Source organism: Apibacter adventoris (genome assembly GCF_002964975.1).
Lineage (GTDB): Bacteria > Bacteroidota > Bacteroidia > Flavobacteriales > Weeksellaceae > Apibacter > Apibacter adventoris.
The window spans coordinates 21626-34261 of record NZ_PSZM01000003.1 but is presented as its reverse complement, the minus strand read 5'-3'; the positions used below and the strand labels follow the sequence as shown (position 1 = coordinate 34261).

Here is a 12636-nt window from a genome sequence, read left to right as displayed (position 1 = left end):
TTTATTACTCTATAATAACTCGGTTGGGTCTTCTATGTTCTTCTCTAGATGTATTTGTTTTAGGGGGAGGAGGAGAAGTATTGGTTTCGGAATTATGAGTATTAGTTGTATTATTATGAGTGGAAGGACTATTTTCAAATTCATTAACGGGGCTACTTAAATTTAAAGAATCAGAATCATTAATAAAGCGTCTATTAAATGTTTGATCTAAATTTCTAATTTTATCTTTTAATTTTTCAAGAGGTTTAGAACTTAAGTATAGATCTATTGCCTGACCTTGGTCATATGTGGAAGAAGGTACAGGAACCTGATAATAAACTCGGGCATTGCCTTTATCTTCAGGATCATCGTAAATTATAGAACCTACCGAAAATAAATTTTCAGTAATCATTCCTTTTGCTGTTGTTTCATCCAAACCAATAAAACTAGGCACAGAAACATTTTTAGCCAACCCCTTTGCTAAAACTATAGTTAAAGGAGAAAACCTGGGTAAAGTTACGCCCGGTTGAACTTCTTTTCCTTTATATAAAATTTTTATAACTGTATTTACAGCTAAATTAGGCTCATAGATAGTATCGGAAACTTTTAAACCAACTAAATCTAATTGACTGAAAGCTAGATATTTGTATTTGCCTATTATATTGGGAACTACTACAGGTTTCCAAGTTTTTGCATTTGCTCGGATAAAAATACGTCTTCCTTTCTTAACATTAGAGCCTACTAATGGATATATATCTAATATTTGGTATGGTTTATATTTAGGATCATATTTTGAAGTATCAATTTCATATTCCAAATTACTTTCATCGAGTTTGACTATAGCTTGTTCTAAATTAAGGTTGCTTAAATTAGGAACTTCTACTTGAACTCCATGATTAGTATATGCATTCAACCAAAGAAAAGTACCTTGTAATAGTACAAATGAAATGGCGATAACTATTATAACACTAACCCAGAATTGCCAGGAAATTATGAATTTTAATATTTTCATATATGCTTTTTACTAAGCAAATATATAAATAAATAAAAATAATATGGTTTAATAGTTAAAAATATGTTTAATTTTGTGTAGCAATAGAAAATAATGATTCATCACATTATTTGATTATACAATAATTTTAAATAAATCTATTTTTTAATAATATAATAAATTCTTATGTTGAAAGTCGGAATTGTAATGGGGGGATACTCCGATGAGAGTAATGTTTCACTGAAAAGTGGAGAATATTTTTATAGTCAGATTGATAAATTGAAATATGAAGTATTTAAAGTAATTATATTAAAAGAAGGGTGGGGGGTCTCTATTGAAAACACATTATATCCTATAGACAGAGGTGATTTTAGTTTTAATTTAAATGGAAGTAAAATTCATTTTGATGTTTTGTTAAATACAATACATGGCACTCCGGGAGAAGATGGTTTAATGCAAGCTTATTGGCAATTATTAGAAATTCCGTATTCAGGCTGTTCATTTTATAATTCAGCCCTAACTTTTAATAAGAAAGACACACTTTCTGTTTTAAAAAAATATAATATACCCATGGCTTCCTCCATTTATATAAACAAAGGAGAAAATATAAATCCGACAGAAATAGTTGACAAGTTACAATTACCATGTTTTGTCAAACCCAATCAATCGGGATCAAGTTTAGGGGTATCTAAAGTAAAAAACATTGAAGATTTTTTACCTGCAGTTCAAAAAGCCTTTGAAGAAGATAGTTCAATATTAATAGAAAGTTACTTGAATGGAAAAGAAGTTCAAGTAGGAGTTATAAACTATCAAGGAAAGGTATTGGTAATCAATACCACCGAAATTATTTCAAAAAATGAATTTTTTGATTATGAGGCTAAATATTTAGGAGCATCTGAAGAAATAACTCCTGCTAAGCTAAGCAGTCAAGAAAATAAAAATATAAAGGAAATGGCAGCTCGTATTTATACATTATTAAATATGACAGGATTTTCAAGATTAGATTTTATAATAGTAAACGAAATTCCATATTTTTTAGAAATAAATACAACACCTGGCTGTTCTCCTGCAAGTATATTCCCTCAACAAGTGAAAGAGGCTGGATATAATTTTTCTGACTTATTGGATAATGAAATAAACTTGGCTTTGCATAGATTTAATAAATAAATTTGAAAATTAAATTATATATATGGAAAAAATTGCTGTGTTTCCAGGCTCATTTGATCCTATAACATTGGGGCATTTTGATATAATAGAAAGAGCAGTACCATTATTTGATAAAATTATCGTAGCAATAGGAAATAACTCAAATAAAGAATATATGTTTCCATTAGAAAAAAGGATGCAATGGATACAAGAAACTGTAGAGCATTTTCCCCATATAGAAGTGGATCATTTTGAAGGATTGACCATCGATTATTGTTTTGAAAAAAAAGCTCAATATATAATTAGAGGACTTAGAAATCCTGCAGATTTTGAATTTGAAAAAGCAATAGCTCATACCAATAGAACCTTAGCAAATAAAAATTTAGAGACAGTGTTTTTTTTAACTTCCTCAGGAAAATCTTTTATAAGTTCAAGTATTGTTAGAGAAATTATGAAATACAAAGGACATTATGAAATTTTAGTGCCAAAACCAGTAAGAATATAAAAAAAAACAATTTAGTTATATTTTATATTTATCCTTATGGGAATAAAAGGCTATTTCGTAAGTCTTGGCATAAATCTTGAAGTTAAAAAAAGGTTAACGTTTTTGTTTTTTAGAGGAAGCCAAATAAAAGAATGCAAATTAATATAATTAATAAATAAGAAGAAAAATATTCAAAAATTTAATTTTATATCAAATGGAAAAACAACAATTAACTCAAACAAATTCAGCTAGAAAAACTGGAGGCTTAAATCCGTTTATAACAATTTTAATTTTAATAGCTCTAGGTATATTAATATATATCTTTTTCTTTGGAGCAAAAGGGAACTTTCAAGGAGAAACAGTAGATGGAAAACCATCAAATTTTATGGGTATTATTCATAAAGGAGGAATTATTGTTCCTATTCTAATTTCTTTTGTATTAATGGTTTTAGTATTTTCAATAGAAAGATTTTTTATTATTGGAAAAGCAGAAGGTACCGGAAGTTTGACCAGGTTTGTAAACGAAATTAGAAAATTATTAGATAAAAACCAAATAAACGATGCTATTTCTTTGTGTGATAAACAGAAAGGATCTATAGGAAACGTGGTAAAAGAAGGGCTAATTTCTTATAAAGCATTAGCTAATGATACCACTTTAAATAAAGAACAAAAATTAGCATCTTTAAATAAAACGATAGAAGAAGCTACAACTCTAGAAATGCCTATGTTAGAAAAAAACATGACTATTTTAGCAACTATTGCTTCAATAGGTACATTAGTAGCTTTGATGGGAACAGTAATCGGGATGATTAAAGCTTTCTTTGCTTTAGGAGATGGCGGTGGATCACCAGATGCAGCTGCATTATCTGTAGGTATTTCAGAAGCTCTTGTAAACACAGCTTTAGGAATTGGTACCTCAGCTTTAGCAATTATTATGTATAATTTCTTTACCTCTAAGATAGATACATTAACCTTTAAAATTGATGAAGTAGGTTTAAGTATACAACAGTCTTTTGCTTCTCACCATTAATAATAAATAATAATTTCTTAATACAATTAAGAAACATATTATTAATATTTAAAATTATTTATAAATAAATAATAAAAAAATGGCAAGAGTAAAACCAAAGAGACAAGGTATACATATAGACATGACGCCAATGAGTGATTTGGCGTGGTTATTACTGACTTTCTTTATATTGACAACTCAATTTAAAACTAAAGAAACCGTAACCATTGATCCTCCATCTTCCATATCACAGATCAAAATAAAAGATCATGGAGTTATGAGAATATCTATGACAAAAGATGGGAAATATTATTTTTCTATGGATGAAGAAAAATATAGAATTCCTTTATTAGAAGCTATAGGAAAAAAATATAACATTAAATTTACCCAAAAAGAGAAAAATGAGTTTAAGAAAATCAATGATTTTGGCGTACCTATTCAAAACTTAAAGGAATATTTAAATGCTCCTGAAAATGTCAGAGAAAGAATGAATGTTCCGGGAATTCCCGGAGATAGCTTGAATCCGCAAATTACTGATTGGGTTTTTGAAGCTAGAAAGATTGCGAAAGATTCAAATGATTCTTTAGATTTAGGTATAAGAGGTGACGTAAAAACCCAATATCCTAAATTTAAAAATTTGATGAATCGTTTACAAGATAAGAATATGAATAAATTTCAATTGATTACTGCTTCAGAAAGTAAACCAGAATAAATTAATGTTAACTAAAAATTAATAAAATGTCAGCAGGCGTAGACACAAGTAGTGGTAAAGGTAAAGGCGGAGGGAAAGTAAGATCTAAAAAAATGAGTATTAATGTAGACATGGCTCCCATGTGTGATTTAGGTTTCTTACTTATAACATTCTTCATGTTTACAACCACTTTTAGTAAGCCCAATATTATGCATTTAAATATGCCACCCAAGGTAGAAATTCCCCCAAAAGATATTCCTGAAATTAAAATTAAAAATTCGTTTACTATAATTCTAGGAAAAAAAGATAAAGTTTTTTGGCATCAACAAGAACTTAAAGATTTAAGTCCTTCAAATTTAATAGAAACTAATTATTCAAAAGAAGGAATAAGAAAAGAAATATTGAGAGCTCAGAAAGAGGCAGATCCGGATAAGTTTACTATAATTATTAAACCTACGGATGACTCTAATTATAAAAATCTAGTTGATATTTTGGATGAGATGGAAATAACGAATTCTACTAGATACGGAATTAAAGATCTTTCTTCAACAGAAAAATCTGTGTATATTGAGAAAGTTAAAAATTAACTATAAAAAGTAATGAAATGTCAGATAAGCATTTACAGTCATTAGACGATATAATATTTGAACATAAAAATAGAAATTACGGAGCTTACAGACTGAGAAATAATGAAAAAGGCTATCTTACTAAAGCTTTTTTTATAGGAGCAGCCATTTTTATTTTGTTCATATTGCTATTATACGTTTATAATAGAAAGGAAGCAGAATCGAATGAAAAATCTAAAGAAGCAGTAAAAGTAAATTTAAGTGATTTAAATCCTCCTGATGAAAAAGATGATGTGGTAGAAATAAAGCCGGAAGAACCTAAAGCTCCACCTCCTCCACAGCAGGATGAAGTGGCTCAAGTTAAGATGGTAATGCCGGAACCTAAGAAAGTTGTAGTAAAAGAAGAAACCGTTCCTCAAGTACAGGAAACAAAAGATAAAGCTCTTGGATTAGAAAATAAAGACGGTAAAGGAACAGGTGATGCAGCTATTGCTCATGGTAAGCAAAATGATGTTCCAGCGGCGTCTATTCCTCCTCCGGTAACCCCACCTGTTAATGATAATAGAATTTTTGACGGAGATGTTGAACAGGAAGCTCAATATCCCGGTGGAATTGAATCTTTACGGAAATTTGTTGCCAGTAGAATAGAGTATCCTTCAAGAGCTATAGATAGGAATACTGAGGGACGTGTAATGATAAAATTTGTGGTAGAAAAAGATGGTTCTGTTTCCCAAGTTAGTATTGTTAAAGATATTGGTGATGGATGTGGAGCGGAAGCCGTAAGGGTTATTAAACAAACTAAAAAATGGAAGCCTGCCATGGTGAACGGTAAAACTGTTAGATCTATATTTAGATTTCCGGTTGTGTTTAGAATCCCACCTCAATAAAATTTTAATTAAAATTATTTATAAAAACTGTTTCTTTAAATAGATACAGTTTTTATATTTTTTACATATAGTAGGTCTAAAATAATAATTAAATTATTTAGAAATAGTCTAAAAGTAGTAAATCTGACATTTGTCATACACATGAACCTCTGTATTTTTTTAAATTTGCTATCAAATTAAAATATTGAAATAATATGACTCGATTTTACTCTTCCTCGATTGGAAGGAAATTTATGATGGCTTTGACAGGTTTTTTTCTCATGATTTTCTTATTGGTGCATTTAGGACTTAATTTAACATTATTTGCCGGTAATACAGATAGTGAGGGAACTTTATTACCTAAAGAAGAAGTGATATTTAACCAAGCTTCACACTTTATGGCTACTAATCCGTTAATTCAGATTATGCAGTTTGTTTTAGCTTTCGGTTTTATTTATCACATTATTTTAGGAATTGTGTTAACCCGTAAAAATTTAAAAGCTAGAGGAAAAGAAAGATACGCAATTAATCAATTTTCCGCTAATACACCATTTAATTCAAGAACCATGATATATACCGGATTATTAATTCTGGTTTTTTTGGTGTTACACTTATATAATTATTTTTTACCGATTAAGTTTGGAAGTGTAGAAGATGATTATTTATTGGTTACAGAACTTTTTAAAAGTCCTATATATACATTAATCTATGTGGTAGCTTTTATATTTTTAGGATTACACTTAAGTCATGGTTTTGCATCATCTTTTCAATCAGTAGGAGTTAATCATAGTATTTATACTCCAGTTATAAAAATAGTAGGAAAAGCCTACTTTATATTTATTGCTATCGGATTTGCCTCAATAGCAATTTATTTTTACTTAAAAGGCAATAGTTTAATTTAGTAGTTTTATTAATATTAAGAAAGTTCGATTATGAGTATAAAATTAGATCCAAGAATTCCAGAAGGAGATATCCATGAAAAGTGGAAAAATCATAAAGACCACATGCGTTTAGTTGCTCCCAATAATCGTGGTAAAATAGATGTAATTGTTATAGGAACAGGATTAGCAGGAGGCTCAGCTGCAGCTTCTTTAGCAGAAATGGGGTATAAAGTAAAAGCCTTTTGTTATCAAGATTCTCCAAGACGTGCGCATTCAATTGCTGCACAAGGAGGAATTAACGCAGCAAAAAATTATCAAAATGACGGCGATAGTGTATATCGTCTTTTCTATGATACTATTAAAGGAGGAGATTATCGAGCACGAGAAGCTAATGTATATAGATTATCAGAAGTATCGGGTGCAATTATAGACCAGTGTGTAGCTCAAGGTGTTCCATTTGCGAGAGAATATGGAGGATTATTAGATAATCGTTCTTTTGGTGGAACTCAGGTACAAAGAACTTTTTATGCAGCAGGGCAAACCGGACAACAATTATTATTAGGAGCTTATTCAGCTATGAATAGACAGATCGGTAAAGGTCGTCTTCAAATGTACAACCGACATGAAATGTTGGAAATTGTAATTATAGATGGAAAAGCAAGAGGAATTATTGCAAGGGATTTAGTTACCGGTGAAATAGAAAGACACTCTGCTCATGCTGTAGTAATAGCTTCAGGAGGATATGGAAATGTATTTTTCTTGTCCACCAATGCTATGGGGTCTAACGGTACGTCCGTTTGGAAAATACATAAAAAAGGAGCAGCATTTGCAAATCCTTGTTTTACACAAATCCACCCTACTTGCATACCAGTTCATGGAGATCAACAGTCTAAATTAACTCTAATGTCAGAGTCATTACGTAATGACGGACGTATATGGGTACCAAAGAAAAAAGAAGATTCTGAAGCTATCAGAGCTGGAAAGTTAAAACCTACAGAGATAAAAGAAGAAGATAGAGATTATTATTTAGAAAGAAGATATCCTGCTTTTGGAAATTTAGTACCAAGAGATGTTGCATCAAGAGCAGCTAAAGAAAGATGTGATGCAGGATACGGAATTGAAAACAATGCGACAGGAGAGGGGGTATATCTTGATTTTTCAGCTTCTTTTGTTAAATATGGAAAAGAAAAAGTTAACGAATTAGATATACATAATCCTTCTGAAGAAGAGATTATAAAATTAGGGAAAAAGGTAGTTGAAGCTAAATATGGGAACTTATTTACCATGTATGAAAAGATTACAGGTGATAATCCTTATGAAACCCCTATGAAAATTTACCCGGCTGTGCATTATACTATGGGAGGTATTTGGGTAGATTATAACTTAATGAGTACTATACCAGGATGTTTTGTAGCAGGAGAAGCTAATTTTTCCGATCATGGGGCTAACAGATTAGGAGCATCAGCATTGATGCAAGGTTTAGCAGACGGTTATTTTGTGTTACCTTATACCATGGCAGATTATTTAGCTGATGAAATTAGAACTGGAGAAATTAGTACGAATACACCGGAGTTTGATGAAGCTGAAAAGCATGTAAAAGAGAGAATAGAATTTTTCTTGAATAATAAAGGAACTAAATCAGTAGACTATTTTCATAAGCAATTAGGTAAAATTATGTGGAATAAAGTGGGTATGGCTAGAAATGAAAAAGGTCTTAAAGAAGCAATTGTTGAAATTGAAGAATTGCGAAAAGAGTTTTGGAAAGATGTAAAAGTTCCGGGTTCAGATAAAACCATTAATCTAGAATTAGAAAAAGCAGGAAGAGTAGCAGATTTTCTTGAATTAGGACAATTAATGGCAATGGATGCCTTAAATAGGAACGAATCATGTGGAGGGCATTTCAGAACAGAATATCAAACAGAAGAAGGAGAAACACTTCGTGATGATGAAAAATATTCATATGTAGCTGCTTGGGAATATAATGGAGAGGATATAAATAAAGAAATTCTTCATAAAGAGGAGTTGAATTATAAATATATTAAAATTGCAGCAAGAAATTATAAATAAAATAACCTGTAAAAAAATATAAATAAAATGGCAGGAAAATTATTAAACTTAACATTAAAAGTTTGGAGACAAGCAGGTAAAACTGAAAAAGGAAAATTTGAAGAATATAAATTACAAGGCGTTTCTACAGAAAGTTCTTTCTTAGAAATGTTGGATATGCTAAATGAACAATTAGTAGACTCTGATAAAGAACCGGTAGCTTTTGATCATGATTGTAGAGAAGGTATCTGTGGTATGTGTTCATTATTTATAAACGGAAGAGCACATGGACCGGATAGGGGAATTACAACCTGTCAGTTACATATGAGAATGTTTAACGATGGAGATACTATTGTAATTGAACCTTGGAGATCTGCCGGATTTCCTGTAATAAAAGACTTAATTGTTGACAGAACTGCTTTCGACAGAATTCAACATGCGGGAGGGTTTGTATCTGTCAATACTTCAGGTAATACGATAGATGCGAATGCAATTCCAATTGAAAAAGAAAAAGCAGATAAAGCATTTGCTGCTGCAGCATGTATAGGATGTGGAGCTTGTGTGGCTACCTGTAAAAATGGTTCAGCTATGCTATTTGTTTCAGCTAAAGTATCTCAGTTTGCTTTGCTTCCACAAGGTAGGGTAGAAGCTACTCGCCGTGTATTAAATATGGTAAGAAAAATGGATGAAGAAGGTTTTGGAAACTGTACTAATACAGGGGCTTGTGAAGTAGAGTGTCCTAAAGGAATTTCCTTAGAAAATATTGCTAGAATGAATAGAGAGTTTATTTATGCAAGTATAGTAAATGACATTAAAGCTGAATAAATATTAAATTTTATAATTAAGCATAAAAAACTCGAATTATTACAATTCGAGTTTTTTATGCTTAATATTTTTATAATAATATTACTTCCTAAATACAATAAATCTAATTTTGGTGAAAACTATCAATTTTATCTTTTTATACAGTTTAGATTACCCGTTTGATAAGATACAGATATAAATTTTAAAATATTTACTAAAGCTGAAATTTGTCTGTTTTGTCTTTCTTTAAAAAACAAAACCCGCACTTTGGCGGGTTCTTTTCTTTTATTAAGAATTTTTATTTCTTAATAATCTTTTTTGTAATAACCCCTTGAGAGGTTTGTATGGTGAGTATATAATTGCCGCTGGATAAACCTTGTAGATTAATTTCCTTACTTGAAACTGGACTTATTTTTTTTACTTCATTACCGGAATAATCATAAACACTTACAGTTTCAATATGTAAAGGAGTATTGATTTTCAATATATCAATTATCGGATTAGGAAATATTTTTAAGTTAGAAGCTTCTGCTTTAGAATTTGTTAAAATAAAATTTTCAGGTATTTTAAAATCCTTAGTTTTAGCAGAGAATCCTTGAGTCGTAGAATTGCTAATTTTTACTTCATATTCTAAAATAAAATTCTGATTTATATAATCAGGATATAAAGTGTTAGTCATTTTACAAATAAGGGTTTTTCCTGCATTGGCCGGACCTGCATAAAAAGTTCCTTTAGAGGCAAATACCCCCACTTCTTGATTGGTGGCTTTATCATACCATTTAAAGGTTGTTAAAGTTCCGTTGATGTTATATTCAGTAGAAAGGTCGATTAATTCAAAAAAACCTTTAGTATCTCCTTTTAGTATAGCTTGAGAACCTATCCAAGGTTTGATTTTTAATCCAGTAAAAGTTCCTTTTAAAGTTGAGAATTTTAATTGATTATTATAACAAATTAAATTATAAAAATTTTTATTTTTAGATAAGTCTAAAGCTGTTAGTTGATTGTCATAACAAAAAAGAGCTTCTAAATTATAATTGTTAGATAAATCTAAGGTGTTAATTAAATTTCCAGCACAATCTATTCTTTTTATCCCGGTAATTTTAGAAACATCTAAAGCATTTAGTTTATTATCACTACAATTTAAATCTACTAAGTTAAAAGCTTCTGAAACGTCTAAAACTTTGAGTTCATTACCATAACATTCAAGATATTTTAGTCTTGGATTTTTCGGAATATTTAAACTCCTGATTTTATTACCTGAACAGTAAATTTCTTCTAATTGATTATTTTTAGATATATCTAAAACTTTAATTTCGTTAAAACTACAGTCAAAACTAGATAGGTAACGATTTTTAGAAACATCTAAAGTTTTTATATTATTAACTTCACACCAAAGAATTTCTAAATTAGAATTTTTAGATACATCTAAAATGGTAATTAGATTATCTGCGCAACGAAGATCTACTAGTTTAGCGTTATTAGATACATTTAGAGAAGTAATTTTAAGATGAGAAAGATCTAAAACTTGTAAATTTTTAAAATATTTACCATCAAATGTTCCTGAATATTTAGAAAAAATATTATAACTAATAAAATTTAATTTAGTTAAAACTTTTAGATTTCCTGATATTTCCCAAGTAAAAGTATAATATATATTATTACACTTATTTAAAACCACATCTGGATTTCCATTTATAGCTTCAACCATATCATTCCAGGTAAAACCTGCGATTTCGTAATTCCATTTTTTATTATCTTCAGAATACTGCATTAAAAAATTCAATATTCACAATACATCCATTGGGTCGTATTGTGAAGTTGTAGAAGTTACAAAATTCTTTTTAAGATAATTTTGTTTTTCGGCAGAATAAATTCCAAAAGCCAAACTATGAGTGCTGAATACACTCAATACTAACATAAATAATAAAATTTTTTTCATAAGTAATATATTTAATTGGTTGTATAGCTAATATAGGGATAATATTTAATATTATTATATAATATATATTAAGATTAAGAAATACTTATATAAATATATTTGTTATTTATTGTGTTTTTGTTCTAATATTATTCTGTTATCTAAGGTGAAAAATTTTGCTATTATATTTTAGTTATTATTGTATTATTTAGTTCATCTTTAAAATAATTAGATTGTTTTATTATTAAAATTCTTACCTAAATAAGTTTCCGGTTTGAAAATGGATGCTGTTTTCACTTAGGGGTTATAAACCTAAGACAAAGCTTTTCTCTTTTTGAAAGAAACCTCACTGAACATTTTTTATTAAATAAGAAATAAGTTTTTAATAAAACTGTTGTCGTTTTTATTTGTAGGAATATATTTTATAGAATAAAATGTAAATTTTGTACTTATTCTGAAATTACTATTCTTATAAAGAAAGTATTTTTTTTAATTATTTTTTCTTCGCTTCTAATTCAATTTTAATTCTATTAGAAAGATTTACAATTTCATACGAAAGATTATTTGTTTTATCATCAAAATAGATCAATGATCCGGAAGGTTTTAGAGCCAATGAAGTAAGTTCTTTAGATTTTACATATAACTCAAACAAATCATCATACAAAGCTTGATTTTTAATTGAATGTTCACTAATATATTTCATTAAACTGTCAACTTTCTTTTTGCTTTTTACAATAAAAGCTACTTCATCTTTTATATATTTTGTATCTTTTGCTATAATAAGTGCCTGATTATAGTCTTTGAGGTAGTAAGGACTGGAAGCATCTAAATATTCTTCTTCATTGTATATTGCATTTTTCCATACATTAGAATAATATGAACAAACATTACTTGAGGCATAATTCATTTTATTTAAGTTAATTAGTAATAAATCAGCATTTTTAAGAAATGAATCATTACATGAAATTAAGATTAATCCTATAAAAAAGATCGATATTGAATTTATAAATACTTTCATAATATTAATTTTACTCCAAATATGAATAAAAATCCCTGTATTTAGCTGGTTGTGATATATTATGTGTGTTTATTTTTTAAAATGAACTTTAACTAAGAATCTATTAATTTTCAAAACTTTTAATTCTAAATAAGTTGATCATATTTATCTGGATCTATAATGGTTAAAAACTTATTTTCAAGCAAAATATCAGTTAAATTTCAGGTCACAAATTTGTATGCTTTAAGAAAAGTAAAT

At 28.9% G+C, this 12636-nt stretch carries 13 protein-coding genes; 9 read left to right on the top strand and 4 right to left on the bottom strand.

The window, feature by feature from the left end; translation table 11 throughout:
* Window positions 1-4: 4 nt before the first annotated feature.
* The gene (locus C4S77_RS02570) at window positions 5-991 is read right to left on the bottom strand and encodes a PASTA domain-containing protein (RefSeq protein WP_105245867.1); all 987 of its coding nucleotides are present in this window, start codon (window positions 989-991) and stop codon (window positions 5-7) included.
* Between the two features lie 165 nt (window positions 992-1156).
* On the opposite strand from C4S77_RS02570, the gene C4S77_RS02565 reads away from it, so the two are divergent.
* The 9 genes from C4S77_RS02565 (at window position 1157) to C4S77_RS02525 (ending at window position 9484) form a co-directional block, all read left to right on the top strand.
* A complete protein-coding gene (locus C4S77_RS02565) occupies window positions 1157-2137 on the top strand; it encodes a D-alanine--D-alanine ligase (RefSeq protein WP_105245865.1) in 981 nt (326 codons plus the stop codon).
* Between the two features lie 22 nt (window positions 2138-2159).
* Complete coding sequence (coaD, locus tag C4S77_RS02560) at window positions 2160-2621, top strand: pantetheine-phosphate adenylyltransferase (RefSeq protein ID WP_105193653.1); 462 nt, start codon at window positions 2160-2162, stop codon at window positions 2619-2621.
* Between the two features lie 193 nt (window positions 2622-2814).
* Window positions 2815-3630 carry a MotA/TolQ/ExbB proton channel family protein gene (locus tag C4S77_RS02555; RefSeq protein ID WP_105245863.1) on the top strand — a complete coding sequence of 272 codons (816 nt, stop codon included), beginning with the start codon at window positions 2815-2817 and terminating at the stop codon, window positions 3628-3630.
* Window positions 3631-3709: 79 nt separating this feature from the next.
* Complete coding sequence (locus tag C4S77_RS02550) at window positions 3710-4321, top strand: ExbD/TolR family protein (RefSeq protein WP_105245861.1); 612 nt, start codon at window positions 3710-3712, stop codon at window positions 4319-4321.
* A 26-nt stretch (window positions 4322-4347) separates the two neighbouring features.
* The gene (locus C4S77_RS02545) at window positions 4348-4887 is read left to right on the top strand and encodes a biopolymer transporter ExbD (RefSeq protein ID WP_105245859.1); all 540 of its coding nucleotides are present in this window, start codon (window positions 4348-4350) and stop codon (window positions 4885-4887) included.
* 17 nt (window positions 4888-4904) lie between these two features.
* Window positions 4905-5753 carry an energy transducer TonB gene (locus C4S77_RS02540; RefSeq protein ID WP_105245857.1) on the top strand — a complete coding sequence of 283 codons (849 nt, stop codon included), beginning with the start codon at window positions 4905-4907 and terminating at the stop codon, window positions 5751-5753.
* A 194-nt stretch (window positions 5754-5947) separates the two neighbouring features.
* The gene (locus C4S77_RS02535; RefSeq protein ID WP_105245855.1) at window positions 5948-6634 is read left to right on the top strand and encodes a succinate dehydrogenase cytochrome b subunit; all 687 of its coding nucleotides are present in this window, start codon (window positions 5948-5950) and stop codon (window positions 6632-6634) included.
* Between the two features lie 30 nt (window positions 6635-6664).
* A complete protein-coding gene (locus C4S77_RS02530) occupies window positions 6665-8680 on the top strand; it encodes a fumarate reductase/succinate dehydrogenase flavoprotein subunit (RefSeq protein ID WP_181042784.1) in 2016 nt (671 codons plus the stop codon).
* A gap of 27 nt (window positions 8681-8707) precedes the next feature.
* A complete protein-coding gene (locus tag C4S77_RS02525; protein ID WP_105245854.1) occupies window positions 8708-9484 on the top strand; it encodes a succinate dehydrogenase/fumarate reductase iron-sulfur subunit in 777 nt (258 codons plus the stop codon).
* Between the two features lie 277 nt (window positions 9485-9761).
* Here the strand turns inward: C4S77_RS02525 and C4S77_RS02520 are convergent, their stop codons facing one another.
* From C4S77_RS02520 to C4S77_RS02515, 3 genes are all read right to left on the bottom strand, one after another.
* Complete coding sequence (locus C4S77_RS02520; protein WP_105245852.1) at window positions 9762-11234, bottom strand: T9SS type A sorting domain-containing protein; 1473 nt, start codon at window positions 11232-11234, stop codon at window positions 9762-9764.
* 15 nt (window positions 11235-11249) lie between these two features.
* Window positions 11250-11402: a hypothetical protein gene (locus C4S77_RS12870; protein WP_181042783.1), complete on the bottom strand. Its 153-nt coding sequence runs from the start codon at window positions 11400-11402 to the stop codon at window positions 11250-11252.
* Between the two features lie 472 nt (window positions 11403-11874).
* Complete coding sequence (locus tag C4S77_RS02515; protein ID WP_105193645.1) at window positions 11875-12399, bottom strand: hypothetical protein; 525 nt, start codon at window positions 12397-12399, stop codon at window positions 11875-11877.
* Between the last annotated feature and the right edge of the window lie 237 nt (window positions 12400-12636).